Source organism: Staphylococcus sp. acrmy (genome assembly GCF_022690565.1).
GTDB lineage: Bacteria > Bacillota > Bacilli > Staphylococcales > Staphylococcaceae > Staphylococcus > Staphylococcus caledonicus.
This window is the reverse complement of record NZ_JALCVE010000005.1, coordinates 78,479-95,915: the sequence shown is the minus strand read 5'-3', so window position 1 is coordinate 95,915 and position 17,437 is coordinate 78,479. Positions and strand designations below refer to the sequence as shown.

17 protein-coding genes and 1 tRNA gene are annotated in these 17,437 nt (G+C 34.5%); 13 read left to right on the top strand and 5 right to left on the bottom strand.

The features are described 5' to 3' along the window. The first annotated feature begins 38 nt into the window (after window positions 1-38). A complete protein-coding gene (gene whiA, locus FH144_RS06795; RefSeq protein ID WP_107507500.1) occupies window positions 39-983 on the top strand; it encodes a DNA-binding protein WhiA in 945 nt (314 codons plus the stop codon). Between the two features lie 203 nt (window positions 984-1,186). Here whiA and FH144_RS06790 read toward each other — a convergent pair. After that, window positions 1,187-1,258: transfer RNA gene (locus FH144_RS06790), tRNA-Arg, on the bottom strand. 188 nt (window positions 1,259-1,446) lie between these two features. Here FH144_RS06790 and clpP point away from each other — a divergent pair. After that, entirely contained in the window at window positions 1,447-2,031 is a 585-nt protein-coding gene (gene clpP, locus FH144_RS06785; RefSeq protein WP_103167584.1) for an ATP-dependent Clp endopeptidase proteolytic subunit ClpP, read from the top strand. 54 nt (window positions 2,032-2,085) lie between these two features. On the opposite strand, the gene FH144_RS06780 is transcribed toward clpP, so the two are convergent. From FH144_RS06780 to FH144_RS06770, 3 genes are all read right to left on the bottom strand, one after another. Next, a complete protein-coding gene (locus tag FH144_RS06780) occupies window positions 2,086-2,271 on the bottom strand; it encodes a hypothetical protein (protein WP_242314570.1) in 186 nt (61 codons plus the stop codon). A 17-nt stretch (window positions 2,272-2,288) separates the two neighbouring features. Further along, a complete protein-coding gene (locus tag FH144_RS06775; protein ID WP_242314568.1) occupies window positions 2,289-3,191 on the bottom strand; it encodes a TIGR01777 family oxidoreductase in 903 nt (300 codons plus the stop codon). A 302-nt stretch (window positions 3,192-3,493) separates the two neighbouring features. Continuing rightward, window positions 3,494-3,673, bottom strand: coding sequence for a hypothetical protein (locus FH144_RS06770; RefSeq protein ID WP_107507503.1), 180 nt, complete (start codon window positions 3,671-3,673; stop codon window positions 3,494-3,496). A gap of 206 nt (window positions 3,674-3,879) precedes the next feature. On the opposite strand from FH144_RS06770, the gene FH144_RS06765 reads away from it, so the two are divergent. Continuing rightward, window positions 3,880-4,707: a DUF4887 domain-containing protein gene (locus FH144_RS06765; RefSeq protein WP_242314566.1), complete on the top strand. Its 828-nt coding sequence runs from the start codon at window positions 3,880-3,882 to the stop codon at window positions 4,705-4,707. Between the two features lie 202 nt (window positions 4,708-4,909). Here FH144_RS06765 and FH144_RS06760 read toward each other — a convergent pair whose 3' ends face one another. Then, entirely contained in the window at window positions 4,910-5,128 is a 219-nt protein-coding gene (locus FH144_RS06760) for a hypothetical protein (protein WP_107507505.1), read from the bottom strand. 349 nt (window positions 5,129-5,477) lie between these two features. On the opposite strand from FH144_RS06760, the gene FH144_RS06755 reads away from it, so the two are divergent. The 10 genes from FH144_RS06755 (at window position 5,478) to rnr (ending at window position 17,416) form a co-directional block, all read left to right on the top strand. Beyond that, a complete protein-coding gene (locus FH144_RS06755; protein WP_242314564.1) occupies window positions 5,478-6,494 on the top strand; it encodes a sugar-binding transcriptional regulator in 1,017 nt (338 codons plus the stop codon). Window positions 6,495-6,542: 48 nt separating this feature from the next. Then, the gene (gene gap, locus FH144_RS06750) at window positions 6,543-7,550 is read left to right on the top strand and encodes a type I glyceraldehyde-3-phosphate dehydrogenase (protein WP_103167577.1); all 1,008 of its coding nucleotides are present in this window, start codon (window positions 6,543-6,545) and stop codon (window positions 7,548-7,550) included. 162 nt (window positions 7,551-7,712) lie between these two features. Continuing rightward, complete coding sequence (locus FH144_RS06745) at window positions 7,713-8,903, top strand: phosphoglycerate kinase (RefSeq protein ID WP_198610982.1); 1,191 nt, start codon at window positions 7,713-7,715, stop codon at window positions 8,901-8,903. Window positions 8,904-9,102: 199 nt separating this feature from the next. Then, window positions 9,103-9,864 carry a triose-phosphate isomerase gene (gene tpiA / locus FH144_RS06740; protein ID WP_242314562.1) on the top strand — a complete coding sequence of 254 codons (762 nt, stop codon included), beginning with the start codon at window positions 9,103-9,105 and terminating at the stop codon, window positions 9,862-9,864. A 2-nt stretch (window positions 9,865-9,866) separates the two neighbouring features. After that, window positions 9,867-11,384, top strand: coding sequence for a 2,3-bisphosphoglycerate-independent phosphoglycerate mutase (gene gpmI, locus FH144_RS06735; RefSeq protein WP_242314560.1), 1,518 nt, complete (start codon window positions 9,867-9,869; stop codon window positions 11,382-11,384). 150 nt (window positions 11,385-11,534) lie between these two features. Then, window positions 11,535-12,839: a surface-displayed alpha-enolase gene (gene eno, locus FH144_RS06730; protein ID WP_242314558.1), complete on the top strand. Its 1,305-nt coding sequence runs from the start codon at window positions 11,535-11,537 to the stop codon at window positions 12,837-12,839. A 286-nt stretch (window positions 12,840-13,125) separates the two neighbouring features. Next, complete coding sequence (locus FH144_RS06725; RefSeq protein WP_107507511.1) at window positions 13,126-13,596, top strand: hypothetical protein; 471 nt, start codon at window positions 13,126-13,128, stop codon at window positions 13,594-13,596. A gap of 66 nt (window positions 13,597-13,662) precedes the next feature. Then, window positions 13,663-13,896, top strand: coding sequence for a preprotein translocase subunit SecG (secG, locus tag FH144_RS06720; RefSeq protein WP_103167571.1), 234 nt, complete (start codon window positions 13,663-13,665; stop codon window positions 13,894-13,896). A 360-nt stretch (window positions 13,897-14,256) separates the two neighbouring features. Continuing rightward, a complete protein-coding gene (locus tag FH144_RS06715; RefSeq protein ID WP_242314555.1) occupies window positions 14,257-14,997 on the top strand; it encodes an alpha/beta hydrolase in 741 nt (246 codons plus the stop codon). Between the two features lie 40 nt (window positions 14,998-15,037). Next, the gene (gene rnr / locus FH144_RS06710) at window positions 15,038-17,416 is read left to right on the top strand and encodes a ribonuclease R (protein ID WP_242314553.1); all 2,379 of its coding nucleotides are present in this window, start codon (window positions 15,038-15,040) and stop codon (window positions 17,414-17,416) included. Window positions 17,417-17,437: the final 21 nt, after the last annotated feature.

Sequence of the window (17,437 nt, the reverse complement as noted above, 5' to 3'; positions counted from 1 at the left end):
TGTATTTATAACAATGATTAGAGAGGGAGGAATGTGTGATGAGTTTTGCGTCAGAGATGAAAAATGAATTAACGCGTATTGAAGTAGATGAAAGTAACGCTAAAGCAGAGCTTAGCGCATTAATACGCATGAACGGTGCACTCAGCCTATCTAATCAGCAATTTGTAATTAACGTTCAAACTGAGAATGCGACAACGGCAAGACGAATTTATTCATTAATTAAACGTGTATTTAATGTCGAAGTAGAAATATTAGTGCGTAAAAAAATGAAACTGAAGAAAAACAATATTTATATTTGTCGAACTAAAGTTCGCGCTAAGGAAATACTTGATCAACTGGGTATTTTGAAAAATGGGATTTTTGTACACGACATTGATGCCAGTATGATTACGGACGATGAAATGCGTAGAAGCTATCTGCGTGGGGCTTTCTTAGCTGGTGGTTCAGTTAATAATCCAGAAACGTCATCGTACCATTTAGAAATTTTCTCACAATATGAGAATCACTCAGAAGGTTTAACTAAATTAATGAATAGCTATGGCTTAAATGCTAAACATTTGGAACGTAAAAAAGGCAGTATTGCTTATTTAAAAGAAGCGGAAAAAATCTCTGAATTTTTAAGTTTAATAGGTGGCTATCAAGCGTTATTAAAATTTGAGGACGTACGTATCGTTAGAGATATGAGAAACTCGGTTAATCGCTTGGTCAATTGTGAGACGGCTAATTTAAATAAGACCGTCAGTGCTGCGATGAAACAAGTTCAAAGTATCCAATTGATCGATCAAGAAATTGGCTTGGATAACTTGCCAGATCGTTTGAGAGAGATTGCTAAATTACGCGTCGAACATCAAGAGATTTCTTTAAAAGAACTCGGTGAAATGTTATCAACAGGTGCCATCTCGAAATCGGGCGTTAATCATCGCTTGAGAAAGCTAAATGAACTTGCTGATAAATTGCGTAGTGGCGAGAAAATAGAATTATAGATAAACTACAAACACCTAAAATTTGGTTGTGTATCAATCCAATGTTTTGGGTGTTTGTTATTATAATGTTAAATTGTAGCTTGAGCCCCTAAAAAGTCCCTGAAAATGAGTTTTAGATGGCGTGTTATTAATGGCAGATATAGAAAAAAGCCCATTGTTATGGGCTTTTGATTTTAACAATGTATTTAATTAGTATATAATAACCCCCTCGAGAGGAATCGAACCTCTATCTTAAGAACCGGAATCTTACGTGCTATCCATTACACTACGAGGAGCTAATTTGAAAACGTATTTCTGTACTATTTATTCATTTAAAAGTACAATTTATATGTATGTTTATAGTGTACAAAATATTTTTAATTTGAGTCAAACGTCCGAGAAAAAGGATAGGTTAAATTTTTGACCATTTTTGACTTTTGATGTAAAATACAATGTAACAGTTAATTATGAGGAGGAAATATAAATGAATTTAATTCCTACAGTTATTGAAACAACAAACCGCGGTGAACGCGCATATGATATTTATTCTAGATTATTAAAAGACCGTATCATCATGTTAGGTTCAGCTATTGATGATAACGTAGCAAACTCAATTGTATCACAATTATTATTCTTACAAGCTCAAGATTCTGAAAAAGATATTTACCTATATATTAATTCTCCAGGTGGCAGTGTCACAGCTGGTTTTGCAATCTATGATACGATTCAACACATTAAACCTGATGTACAAACTATTTGTATCGGTATGGCTGCATCAATGGGTTCATTCTTATTAGCTGCTGGTGCAAAAGGTAAACGTTATGCATTACCAAATGCTGAAGTAATGATTCACCAACCATTAGGTGGCGCTCAAGGTCAAGCTACTGAAATCGAAATTGCTGCTAATCACATTCTAAAAACACGTGAAAAATTAAATAGAATTTTAGCAGAACGTACTGGCCAAAGCATTGAAAAAATCCAACAAGACACAGACCGTGATAATTTCTTAACAGCTGACGAAGCTAAAGAATACGGTTTAATCGACGGAGTTATGCAACCAGAAGATTAATCATTAAAGATTGAAAAGAGGGAACGCAATCAATGCGCTCCCTCTTATTTTTTATTATTTTTTCGAAGTGTGCTTTAAAAATAATTGAATCGAAACAGCGAGTAATAGAATGCCTACAATAATAAAAGTAATAGACATAATTTTGATTACTACATTATTTTCAAAAGCAAAAATACCATTCAAGATAAGACATAAGCTTGCAATAATGAGCAATATATAAGTTAATTTGGAATCGTTCATAATTAGAACCTCTAGTATTAATCTTTAATTAAATCTTCGAGAGCCAGTTTTAAATTAGGATATTTAAAGTTATAGCCTAACGCATCGAGTTTGTTAGGTAATACTTTTTGAGTATCTAGCACAACGGTAGACATTTCACCTAGAACGGCTCTCATTGCAAGTGATGGTGCCCATGTTTCATGAGGTTTGTGCATTACGCGAGCAAGAGTATAACCGAATAGATTTTGACGTTCAGGTAAAGGAGAAGCCATATTGAAAGGTCCACGTGCTGCTTGGTTATCAATTGTGAATAAAATGGCTTGTACAAGGTCATCTATATGAATCCAAGAATACCATTGAGAACCAGAACCTAACTTACCGCCTACAAAGAATTTATAAGGCAATTTCATAGTTTGTAGTGCGCCACCGTCATCAGATAAAATCATACTAAATCTTCCTAGAACCACACGCGTTCCAAAATCCTCAAAGCGTTTAGCAAAACGTTCCCATTGATATACTACGTCTGATAAGAAATCAAATGGAAGTGTTTGATATTTTTCGGTATAGGTATGATGAAGGCTTGGAGGGTAATAACCCATGGCACTTGCATTAAATAGGACATCAGGTTTATGTTGACGTTCGGCAAATAAGTTGACTAAAGCCTGTGTTGACTCAATACGACTCTTCATAATTAGTTGCTTGTATGAAGGTGTCCAACGTTTATTTAATGTTGCACCTGCTAAATTAATGACGATATTTATATCATTAGGTACTTGATCTTCCCAACCATCTTTTGACCAATTTATATAAGAAATTTTTGGTTCGTCACTTTGTTTATCACTACGCGTTAAAATAATGATATGCGCATCTTGTTTTTTTATTTTATTTACTAAATGGCTACCTACCATGCCTGTTCCACCAGTAATTAAATATTTTTTCATCTTTACACCTCTTTGTATTTAGTAAATTAAAGAAATATTGTGCGATAGTTTAGACTAGTTTTTGTTGTTCAAAAAATGTACAACGTTTAGTCAATAATATGTCAATTCCTAAGCTGTAAACCGGATTTAAATTTATGATCGTTAAGTTATAATAGGGATGTACCTTCGCTATAGTTGTTTTTAACAACATTTAACTAACATGAGTATACCCCATAAAATACGTAAACGAAGGTCAATTTTGACTCCCTTTAGTAGTAGCCCATGCGAGCATCGTATGGGCTTTTTACATATCTATTATAGTACTAAATGAAGTAGATTAAGAATAATATGATTGCAGGAATGAAAATTGCTAAAATTAACGTTAAATCAAATTTAGAAGTATTTTGATCATCGTTATTATCATTATATAACATCATTTCTCTTAATTTACTTTGCGGTATTTTTTCATCTTCAGTTATTTTTTCTGAGATATCTTTTGGCATCTATATCACACTCTCAAAATTAGGATAAAATATATTAAGATAATTAGTGTTTGTAATTACTTATGATGTTATCATATATAAGTGATTATATAGTAATTTCATCTTACGCCCTAAACTTTTTAATATTAATTTTAAGAGATTTACTGTAAAATAGTATGCTACATTCAGGGGACCATAAAAATGAATATCTAAAAGCGAGGTAGCTTATGTCTAAAAATAATAGAAATAGAGAAGACTATGAATATCAAGATAAGAAAAAAATGAGCGGTATGTCTAAAATTGTTAGTACAATAATTGTACTTCTTCTACTTGTAGGATTAGCTTTTGCAATCTTTTCATTTGTAGATCATTCTAATAGATCAAGCGAACGGTTAAATAAACAAACGACTGAAGAACATAAAGATAAAAAAGATAGCGAAAAGAAAGATAAAGATAAAGAAGACAAAAAAACAAAAGAAGATAAAACTAAGGAAAATAGTGAGGAAAGTGCTGCCACTCAAGAAAACGTGACAAGACAACAAACACCTCAAACAGAACAACGTCAAACGCAACAGCGAACACCATCAACTCAAGAAAAAGCTACTAAACAATCATCACAAGAACCTCAACGTACAAAACAACCATCAACTGAAGAAAAGGCTACTACTCAAGAAAAAACAACAAAAGAAGCTAAAACAAGTGAAAAACAAACTCAAGAACAAGCGACAGAAGAAAAAGATGAAAATAATAGCAATAACAAAGGAAATCAAAGCTCTCAAGGTTCGCAAAGTAATCAAAGTAATAACTCAAAAGAAACACCTAAAGCTACTAATAACAATAATAACAGTAGTAGTTCTAATGAAAGACAGTCATCACAAAGTACTCAATCTACTCAACAAAAGAACACACAACAAACTCAACAAACTCAACAAACTCAACAAACCCAACAGTCTCAACAAAGATCTACAGCATCATCAACACAACAGTCATCACAAAATAAAGCTTCAAACAATAGTTCAACACAATCACAAAATAACAACAGTTCTAATCAATAAGGAAATGAAAAAATATAAAATTAAAGAGGCTGAGCCATTAATATAAAAAATGGTTCAGCCTTTAGTTATGGCAGTAGTTGTCTGAAATGAAGATGCGTTCGAACCTCACTTTCTTTATTTCTAGTCAACCTTGCCGGGGCGGGACGACGAAATCTTTGAAATTACATTAGATTTCTGTCCCGCTCCCGTTTATATTTATTCATTAGAATATCCAGTTAAGTAAAAAAGTTAAGATGATAGAAAGTAAAATTGAAATAAATATAGAAGAGAAGCAACCAAATGGGCAACCACAACCATATTGATATCTCATAGAATAATTTCCATTTCTTGACTCTTCATGATGATTAAAATAGCGGTCATCTTTATATCTTTGATCGGAAGGATCGATTACTTCGACCTCTTTACTATCTTCACGAGCCATCTCCTCAACCTCCCAATAGTATTTGTATTTAATTGTATACCCAGATTAGAAAAAACTTAAAATTTTAATAAAAAGCATATCATATTAATTTTAGGGGTAAAGTTCTAAAATAAGAATCTTTTAACACTGGTAGGCAATCTTATAATAGGTGAATTATAATGTAAAAGAAAAAATTTACAGATAATTTTAAATATTAGAGTTTTTCTCTTGCATTTTCATTAACACAATAGTACTATTGCAAGTGCAAAGAGGTTAGATTTTGTCCCATCCGGGACGTTTTAAGTCAAACCGACTCAAGCCAAGTTTTAAACTATTGGTTACCTTTTAGATATAAAGGAGGAAGGTAGTAGTGAAAGACTTGATTAAAATTCAACAAAAGCTGATACCAGATTTAATAGAGAAAATGTATCGACGCTTTTCTATCTTAACTACTATCTCAAATAACCAGCCAGTAGGTAGAAGAAGTTTAAGTGAACACATGGATATTACAGAGCGGATTTTAAGATCTGAAACGAACATATTGAAAAAGCAGGATCTTATACAAGTTAAATCAACGGGTATGGAGATTACTGAAACAGGTACTGAAGTTTTAAGCCAACTTAACGAGTACTTCAATATGTATACCGATGATAATCAACTTTCTGAAGAAATTAAAACCGCATTTAATATTAAAGAAGTTCATGTCATACCTGGTGACGCAGATATTCAAGAAAATGTTAAATCTGAAATGGGGAGACAAGCTGGGCAATTGCTCGAAAGTATTCTCTATGAAGATGCAATTGTATCTGTTACAGGTGGCTCGACAATGGCTAACGTTAGCCGAGCAATGCATTTATTACCTTTCAATGTGTTCTTTGTTCCGGCACGAGGTGGCTTGGGCGAGAACGTTGTGCATCAAGCAAACACAATATCGGCTAGCATGGCTCAACAAACTGGTGGTTATTATACAACGCTATATGTACCAGATAATGTAAGTGAATCAACATATAATACATTGTTGATGGAACCTTCCGTGGCACATACATTAGATAAAATTAAACAGGCAAATATAACGATTCACGGTATCGGTGATGCGCTGAAGATGGCACGTCGTAGACAATCGTCTGATGAGGTGTTTGAGAAACTTCAACATCACCAAGCCGTAGCAGAAGCTTTCGGTTACTATTTTGATGCTCAAGGTAACGTAGTCTACAAAGTTAAGACAATCGGTTTACAACTTGAGGATTTAGAAACTAAGAAGTTTATATTCGCTGTTGCAGGTGGACAATCTAAAGGAGAAGCAATAAAAGCTTATCTAAAAATTGCCCCTAAAAATACGGTATTAATTACCGATGAAGCAGCAGCAAAAACAATATTAAATAAGTAATAAAAAGTTAATAGCTTTTTAAATATCATTTTAAAGGAGGCCATTATAATGGCAGTAAAAGTAGCAATTAATGGTTTTGGTAGAATTGGTCGTTTAGCATTTAGAAGAATTCAAGACGTAGAAGGTATTGAAGTAGTTGCAGTAAACGACTTAACTGACGACGAAATGTTAGCTCATTTATTAAAATATGACACTATGCAAGGACGCTTCACTGGTGAAGTTGAAGTCGTTGATGGTGGTTTCCGCGTAAATGGTAAAGAAGTTAAATCATATGAAGAACCAGACGCAAGCAAATTACCTTGGGGCGATTTAGATATCGACGTAGTATTAGAATGTACTGGTTTCTATACAGATAAAGAAAAAGCAGAAGCACACATTAATGCAGGAGCTAAAAAAGTATTAATCTCTGCTCCAGCTAAAGGTGACGTTAAAACAATCGTATACAACACTAACCACAGTGACTTAGATGGTTCAGAAACAGTTGTTTCAGGTGCTTCATGTACTACTAACTCATTAGCACCAGTTGCTAAAGTATTAAGTGATGAATTCGGTATCGTTGAAGGTTTAATGACTACTATTCACGCTTACACTGGTGACCAAATGACTCAAGACGGTCCTCATAAAAAAGGCGACAAACGTCGTGCGCGTGCAGCAGCTCAAAACATCGTACCTAACTCAACAGGTGCTGCTAAAGCTATCGGTAAAGTTATCCCTGAAATCGATGGTAAATTAGACGGTGGTGCACAACGTGTACCAGTAGCAACTGGTTCATTAACTGAAGTAACAGTTGTATTAGAAAAAGACGTTTCAGTTGAAGACGTTAACAATGCAATGAAAAATGCTTCAAACGAATCATTCGGTTACACTGAAGACGAAATTGTATCTTCAGACGTAGTTGGTATGACTTACGGTTCATTATTCGATGCTACACAAACTCGTGTAATGTCAGTAGGCGACCGTCAATTAGTTAAAGTAGCAGCTTGGTATGACAATGAAATGTCTTACACTGCTCAATTAGTACGTACTTTAGAATATTTAGCAGAATTATCTAAATAATTCAGAAGCCTAGTTAAATAAACTTGTGCTCGGTACGTTTGTACAAGGGCTCGTACGCTTGTACAAATCATTAAAATAAGGTAGCTTATGAGTAAGCGGGGAGCACTAACGCTTCTCCGCTTATTTTTATACTTATCATTCCTATTAGAGGAGGAAATTATAATGGCAAAAAAAATTGTTTCTGATTTAGATTTAAAAGGAAAAGTTGTTCTTGAACGTGCTGATTTCAATGTACCTTTAAAAGATGGTCAAATTACAAATGACAACCGTATTGTTCAAGCTTTACCTACTATTAAGTATATTCTTGAACAAGGTGGTAAATTGGTATTATTTTCTCACTTGGGAAAAGTTAAACAAGAAAGTGATAAAGAAGGTTTAACTTTAAAACCTGTTGCTGATGCTTTATCTGAAAAATTAGGTAAAGAGGTTACTTTCGTTCCTGAAACACGTGGAGAAAAATTAGAATCTGCCATTAAAAATCTAAACGAAGGCGATGTATTATTAGTTGAAAATACACGCTTTGAAGATTTAGATGGTAAAAAAGAATCTAAAAATGACCCAGAATTAGGTAAATATTGGGCATCATTAGGAGACGTATTCGTTAACGATGCTTTTGGTACAGCTCATCGTGAACATGCTTCAAACGTAGGAATTTCTACTCACTTAGAAACAGCTGCTGGTTATTTAATGGAAAAAGAAATTAAATTCATCGGTGGCGTTGTTAATGACCCACAAAAACCAGTTGTTGCTATTTTAGGTGGCGCTAAAGTATCAGATAAAATTGGCGTAATCAAAAATCTAGTAAACATTGCTGATAAAATCCTTATCGGTGGCGGTATGGCGTATACTTTCTTAAAAGCACAAGGTAAAGAAATCGGTTTATCACTTTTAGAAGAAGATAAAATCGACTTTGCGAAAGAATTATTAGAAAGTAACGGCGATCAAATCGTTCTACCAGTAGATGCTAAAGTAGCTAAAGAATTCTCTAATGATGCTAAAATTACTGAAGTTTCAATTGATGATATTCCAGCTGATCAAGAAGCTATGGATGTTGGTCCTAAAACAGTTGAATTATTCTCTAAAGAATTAGAAGATGCTCACACTGTTGTTTGGAACGGACCTATGGGTGTATTTGAATTCAGTAACTTTGCTCAAGGTACAATTGGCGTATGCAAAGCAATTGCGAACCTTAAAGATGCGACTACTATTATTGGTGGTGGCGACTCAGCAGCAGCTGCAATTTCATTAGGTTTCGAAGATGACTTTACACACATCTCAACTGGTGGCGGTGCGTCATTAGAATACCTTGAAGGAATTGAATTACCTGGTATTAAAGCTATTAATGATAAATAATTTTTACTTTGAAAATATGGACGTTTCCGTCTGCATTTTCACGGGAAAATATAATAAACAAGCAAGATAGTTAAACAAACTTTAAGAAATATACTGTAACAAGGTACTATTCGCCACAAATGATGAGTAGTAGCTTGCTACAGTTTGAAGTATTTAACACTAAAAATAGTTAAAAATATTAAAAATAGGAGTGTAACAAATGAGAAAACCAATCATAGCTGGTAACTGGAAAATGAATAAAACAGTTCAAGAAGCTAAAGACTTCGTAAATAATTTACCAACATTACCTGATGAAAAAGAAGTTGAATCAGTAATTTGTGCGCCAACAATTCAATTAGACGCATTAATTTCTCTAGTGAATGGTGGCAAAGCAAAAGGATTAAAAATTGGTGCTCAAAACACTTATTTTGAAGATAATGGTGCCTTTACAGGAGAAACTTCTCCAGTAGCATTAGCTGATTTAGGTGTTAAATATGTTGTTATTGGACACTCAGAACGTCGTGAATTATTCCATGAAACTGATGAAGATGTGAACAAAAAAGCACACGCAGTATTTAATCATGGCATGACACCAATTATTTGTGTTGGTGAAACTGACGAAGAAAGAGAAAACGGCAAAGCAAATGAAGTCGTTAGTAACCAAGTTAAAAAAGCATTAGAAGGTTTATCAGAAGAACAACTTAAAGAAGTTGTTATTGCTTATGAACCAATCTGGGCAATCGGTACTGGTAAATCAGCTACTTCTGAAGATGCGAATGAAATGTGCGCACAAGTACGTAAAACAGTAGCAGAATTTTCAAGTCAAGAAGTTGCAGATGCAACACGTATTCAATACGGTGGTAGCGTTAAACCTAATAACGTTAAAGAATATATGGCGCAATCAGATATTGATGGTGCATTAGTTGGAGGCGCATCATTAAAAGTTGATGATTTCGTACAATTGTTAGAAGGTGCTAAATAATTATGGCTAAACAACCAACAGCATTAATTATTTTAGACGGTTTTGCTAACCGTGAAAGCGAACATGGTAACGCGGTAAAACAAGCGAACAAACCTAACTTCGATCGTTATTACAACAAATATCCTATAACTCAAATTGAAGCTAGTGGTTTAGATGTTGGTCTACCTGAAGGTCAAATGGGTAACTCAGAAGTTGGTCATATGAATATCGGTGCAGGCCGAATCGTTTACCAAAGTTTAACGCGTATCAATAAATCTATTGAAGATGGCGATTTCTTTGAAAATGATGTCTTAGGTAAAGCTACACAACATGTAAAAGATAATAACTCTGCTTTACATGTTTTTGGTTTACTATCAGATGGTGGCGTACACAGTCATTATCAACACCTATTCGCATTATTAGAACTTGCTAAACAACAAGGCGTTGAGAATGTTTATGTGCATGCATTTTTAGATGGACGTGACGTTGATCAAAAATCAGCACTTAAATATATCGAAGAAACAGAAGCTAAATTCAAAGAATTAGGTGTAGGTCAATTCGCATCTATCTCAGGTCGTTATTATGCAATGGACCGCGATAAACGTTGGGAACGTGAAGAAAAAGCTTACAACGCAATTCGTAACTTCAATGGTCCTTCATACGCTTCAGCTAAAGAAGGTGTTGAAGCAAACTATGCCAACGACTTAACAGATGAATTTGTTGAACCATTTATTGTTGAAGGTCAAAATAACGGAGTAAATGATAACGATGCAGTTATCTTCTTCAACTTCCGTCCTGACAGAGCCGCTCAACTTTCTGAAATATTTACAAACAATGCCTTTGATGGCTTTAAAGTAGAAAGAGTAAGCAACTTATTCTACGCTACATTTACTAAATATAATGACAATGTTGATGCAGAAGTTGTCTTTGAAAAAGTTGACTTAAACAATACAATTGGTGAAGTTGCGCAAGATAATAACTTGAAACAATTGCGTATTGCAGAAACTGAAAAATATCCACACGTTACTTATTTCATGAGTGGTGGTCGTAACGATAAATTCGAAGGTGAACGTCGTCGTTTAATTGATTCACCTAAAGTAGCGACATATGATTTAAAACCTGAAATGAGTGCGTATGAAGTGAAAGATGCGCTATTAGAAGAGTTAGATCAAGGTGATTTAGATTTAATTATCTTAAACTTTGCTAACCCTGATATGGTAGGTCATAGTGGTATGCTAGAACCAACTATTAAAGCAATTGAAGCAGTAGATGAATGTTTAGGTGAAGTCGTAGACAAAATCTTAGACATGAATGGTTATGCTATCATCACAGCTGACCACGGTAACTCTGACCAAGTGTTAACAGATGATGATCAACCAATGACTACGCATACAACTAACCCAGTTCCAGTTATCGTTACTAAAGAAGGCGTCACTTTACGTGAAACTGGCCGACTTGGTGATTTAGCGCCAACATTACTTGATTTATTAAATGTAAAACAACCAGACGAAATGACTGGAGAATCATTAATTAAACACTAATTTTGTTGGAAAAGTTAAAAATGATTCTAATGTGAGGCTTGATTTCATAGCCTCAACATAGAATCAACTTAACTTAATACAAATATTTTATTAAATGCTTAAATCAAGCTATAATAACTATAGAATCTAAATTTAAAGGAGATTATTAACATGCCAATTATTACAGATGTTTATGCTCGCGAAGTCTTAGACTCACGTGGTAACCCAACAGTTGAAGTTGAAGTGTTAACTGAAAGTGGAGCTTTCGGTCGCGCATTAGTACCTTCAGGAGCTTCTACTGGTGAACATGAAGCAGTTGAATTACGTGATGGAGACAAATCACGTTACAGCGGTAAAGGTGTAACTAAAGCCGTTGAAAATGTTAATGAAATTATTGCACCAGAAATCGTTGAAGGTGAATTTTCAGTATTAGATCAAGTATCAATTGATAGAATGATGATTCAATTAGACGGTACTTCTAACAAAGGTAAATTAGGTGCCAACGCTATCTTAGGCGTATCAATTGCTGTTGCACGCGCTGCTGCAGACTTATTAGGCCAACCATTATACAAATACCTAGGTGGATTCAATGGTAAACAATTACCAGTACCTATGATGAACATCGTTAACGGTGGTTCTCACTCAGATGCACCAATCGCATTCCAAGAGTTCATGATCTTACCAACTGGTGCTGAATCATTTAAAGAAGCATTACGTTGGGGTGCTGAAATCTTCCATAACTTAAAATCAATCCTAAGCGAACGCGGTTTAGAAACTGCAGTAGGTGACGAAGGTGGTTTCGCACCTAAATTCGAAGGTACTGAAGATGCGGTAGAAACTATCATCAAAGCTATCGAAAAAGCTGGTTACAAACCAGGCGAAGATGTATTCTTAGGATTTGACTGTGCATCTTCTGAATTCTACGAAAATGGTGTATACGACTACACTAAATTCGAAGGTGAACACGGTGCTAAACGTAGCGTAGCTGAACAAGTTGACTACCTAGAAGAATTAATTGGTAAATACCCAATCATCACAATTGAAGACGGTATGGACGAAAACGATTGGGACGGTTGGAAACAATTAACTGACCGTATCGGCGATAAAGTTCAATTAGTAGGTGACGATTTATTCGTAACTAACACTAAAATTCTTGCAAGAGGTATTGAAGAAGGTGTTGGTAACTCAATCCTTATCAAAGTTAACCAAATCGGTACATTAACTGAAACATTTGACGCAATCGAAATGGCTCAAAAAGCAGGCTACACTGCAGTAGTTTCTCACCGTTCAGGTGAAACTGAAGATACAACAATCTCAGACATCGCAGTAGCTACAAACGCTGGCCAAATTAAAACAGGTTCATTATCAAGAACTGACCGTATTGCTAAATACAACCAATTATTACGTATCGAAGATGAATTATACGAAACTGCTAAATTTGACGGCATTAAATCTTTCTACAATTTAGATAAATAAGATTCGGCTAAATAAAATACAGTTTTAAATTAAATAAAGTTCACGCTAATAGCCTGTCACAGAGTTGAGACTGTGGCAGGCATTTTTTATTTTTTGGGAAAATGGAGACCACTCATCTTACATAGTGACATTTTCCAAATCAATTCTAATCCCGCCATGAAGACACCAATACTTTAGTGTGGAAGTAGACGGTAGAATGAATCAATAGACACAGCATAGGAACTTATTTAACTTACCTAAGCAAACTGATATAATAAGCGTGTAATTGAAAGAAGGAGATTTAAACATGGAGAATGTACCTAATCAGCCAAGCCAAAGGGAACGTAACGCTGGTAAATTAATTGGCTATGGCTCTTTAATATTTTGTATCTTATTAATCATTCATAATTTTATTGCGCTAGACACACAAACCGCAAAAACGCTACTATCACAGGCAGGCCAAAAAGCAAGTGATAGTGCTGTAGATAATATCTTGAATAGCTTTAGGTATACTGGTGTAATGTATATTCTGGCTTATTTAGCAGGCGTTATTGCATTGTGGAACCGTCACAAATATTTATGGTGGTTCATGTTCGCTGTATATGTTTCTAACGTGCTATTTACATTAGTAAACATTGCAATGGTGACTAATGCGATTATTAGTGCTAAATCACCATTATTTGTTGTTCCTGTATTCATTGTTATCATTGGATCAGCATTATTAGCAATTTATATGTTAGTGATATCATTAATGCGCAAAAGTACATTCAATCGATAGACATTGATAAGCTAACAACATATGTGATATAATTCCAACGTATATAATGAATGGAGGACAATTTTCATGCATACACTTTTCATAGTACTATTAATTATTGATTGTATTGCATTAATCGCTGTTGTTTTACTCCAAGAAGGTAAAAGTAATGGACTTTCAGGTGCTATTAGTGGTGGCGCAGAACAGTTATTTGGTAAACAAAAACAACGTGGCGTCGATTTATTCTTGCATAGATTAACAATTATTTTAGCAATCATTTTCTTCTTAATAATGATTGGTATAAGTTACTTTGGTTTATAAGGTCCGACGATGTCAATGTCGGACTTTTTTATTTATAATAAATAAAGAATAGGAACGGGACAGAAGTCTAATATAGTTTTGAAGATTTTGCAGTCTCGTCCCAGCAAGGTTGATTAGAAATGAAGGTAGTGGCGATTTAGCGCATCTTTATTTCAGTCAACCACTGCTCAAACTTAAAACTGATGCATTTAATACTAATGTTTCAGTCTCATATATTTTAAAGCTTTTAATAAAAGAGAAATACCACATATATAGACGTTAAACTAGCACTGCATAATAATATGTAGCGTTAACGTTTTTAAGATAAAATATTTAAATTTACAAGATACGATAGATACTACGATGGAGAGGGATTTCAAAATGCAAATTAAATTACCACAACCTTTCTTTTTTGAAGAAGGTAAACGAGCTGTTTTACTCTTACACGGGTTCACTGGTAACTCATCAGATGTAAGACAATTAGGTCGTTTCTTACAGAAAAAGGGCTATACATCTTACGCCCCACAATATGAAGGACATGCAGCACCACCCGAAGAAATATTAGAATCAAGTCCTCATGTGTGGTTTAAAGATGTACTTGACGGTTATGACTATTTAGTTGAGAAAGGCTATGAAGATATCGCTGTAGCAGGTCTGTCACTTGGTGGCGTCTTTGCCCTAAAATTGAGCTTAAATCGACCTGTAAAGGGTATTGTAACTATGTGTGCACCCGCTAAAGGTAAAACACAAGGTTCGATATATGAAGGCTTTTTAGAATACGCACGTAATTTCAAAAAGTATGAAGGTAAGGACCAAGCGACGATTGATAGAGAAATGGAAAACTTCCATCCAACTGAAACTTTAAAAGATTTAAGTGAAACACTAAATAATGTAAGAAATGAAATTGATGAAGTGTTAGATCCAATATTAGTAGTACAAGCTGAAAATGATGAAATGATTAATCCTCAATCAGCAAATTATATATATGACAATGTTGATTCAGATGATAAAGATATTAAATGGTATGCAAATTCAGGACATGTCATTACAATCGATAAAGAAAAAGAACAAGTATTCGAAGACGTCTACAATTTCTTAGAAACTTTAGATTGGTCTGAATAATAAATAAAAATTAGAAATGAAAGAAGAAAGGAGGGGCATGATGAATTTAAAGCAATCCATTGAAGAAATCGTAAAACAACCTGATTATAACCCAATGTCGGTGTCAGATTTTCAAGATGCTTTAGGTCTTAACAGTGCTGACTCATTTAGAGATTTAATAAAGGTGCTAGTAGAACTAGAACAAGCAGGTTTAGTCGAACGAACTAAAACAGATAGATACCAACGTAAACAATCAAGTAAAAGTACAGGTTCTAATTTAATAAAAGGGACGTTAAGTCAAAATAAAAAAGGATTTGCGTTCTTACGACCAGAAAATCAAGATATGGACGATATCTTTATTCCACCTACAAAAATTAATCGTGCTTTAGATGGCGATACAGTAATTGTAGAAGTTCAAAAATCCAAAGGGGAACATAAAGGTAAAACTGAAGGTGAAGTAAAATCTATTGAAAAACATTCAGTCACACAAGTAGTAGGTACGTTTAGTGAAGCAAGACATTTCGGATTCGTGATTCCAGATGATAAACGTATTATGCAAGACATTTTCATCCCTAAAGGTCAAAGTCTTGGTGCCGTAGATGGTCATAAAGTACTTGTACAAATCACAAAATACGCAGATGGTACAGATAACCCTGAAGGGCAAGTTTCAGCTATACTAGGTCATAAAAATGACCCAGGTGTAGATATCTTATCAATTATTTATCAACACGGAATTGAAATTGAATTCCCTGATAATGTCTTAAAAGAAGCTGAAGCCGTACCCGAAGAGATTAAACCTGATGAAATTAAAGGACGTACGGATTTACGTGATGAATTAACGATTACAATTGATGGCGCAGATGCAAAAGACTTAGATGATGCCATCAGCGTGAAAAAACTTCAAAACGGTCATACAGAATTAACGGTTAGTATCGCTGACGTAAGTTACTACGTCAAAGAAGACTCAAATTTAGATAAAGAAGCTTACGATAGAGCGACAAGTGTCTATCTTGTGGACCGAGTAATTCCAATGATTCCACACCGTTTAAGTAACGGTATTTGTTCATTAAATCCGGAAGTAGACCGCTTAACATTAAGTTGTCGTATGGAAATCAATGAACGTGGCGAAGTCGTGAAACATGAAATATTTGATAGTGTCATCCACTCTAATTATAGAATGACGTATGATGCAGTTAATCAAATTATTACTGATAAAAATCCGGAAGTTCGTAAGCAGTATCAAGAGATTACACCTATGCTTGATTTAGCTCAAGAACTATCTGAACGTTTAATTCATATGCGTAGACGTCGTGGTGAAATAGACTTCGATATCAGTGAAGCTAAAGTATTAGTCAATAATGAAGGTTTACCTACCGACGTAATTATACGTGAACGTGGTGAAGGTGAACGTCTAATTGAATCATTTATGTTGGCTGCTAACGAAACAGTAGCTGAGCATTTTAATAAATTAGAAGTACCATTTATCTATCGTGTTCACGAGCAGCCTAAGTCTGATCGATTGAAACAATTCTTCGAGTTTATTACTAACTTTGGCATAATGGTTAAAGGCACTGGAGAAGATATCCATCCTTCAACGTTACAATCTATTCAAGAAGAAGTTGAAGGACGCTCAGAGCAAATGGTTATCTCTACAATGATGTTACGTTCAATGCAACAAGCACATTATGATGACACTAATTTAGGTCACTTCGGCTTGTCAGCTGAATATTATACGCACTTTACGTCTCCAATTCGACGTTACCCCGATTTAACTGTGCATCGTTTAATTCGCAAATATCTCATTGAAAATTCAATGGATAATAAAGAATTGCATAAGTGGGAAGACAAATTACCTGAATTAGCTGAACACACATCACAACGTGAGCGTCGTGCTATTGAAGCGGAACGTGATACAGATGAACTGAAAAAAGCTGAATACATGATTCAACACATTGGTGATGAATTTGAAGGTATAGTAAGTTCTGTAGCTAACTTTGGTATGTTTATTGAATTACCTAACACGATTGAAGGTATGGTGCATATTTCCAATATGACTGACGATTATTATAATTTCGATGAACGTCAAATGGCATTAATTGGTGAGCGTCAGGCTAAAGTGTTCCGTATTGGAGATACAGTTACTGTAAAAGTGACACATGTAGACGTTGATGAACGTATGATTGATTTCCAAATCGTTGGTATGCCTACACCTAAAAATGAAAGAAGCCAACGACCAGCAAGAGGAAAAACAATTCAAGCTAAAACGCGTGGTAAATCTTTAGATAAATCAAAAGATGATAATCAAAAAGATAAGAAGAAAAAGCGTAAACAACGTAAAGGTAAAAATCAGCGAAATCGTGATCAAAAAGATAATACTAAACACAAACCATTTTATAAAGATAAAAGTGTGAAGAAAAAATCACGTCGCAAGAAAAAATAATCAGCAAAGAGGTGACTAACA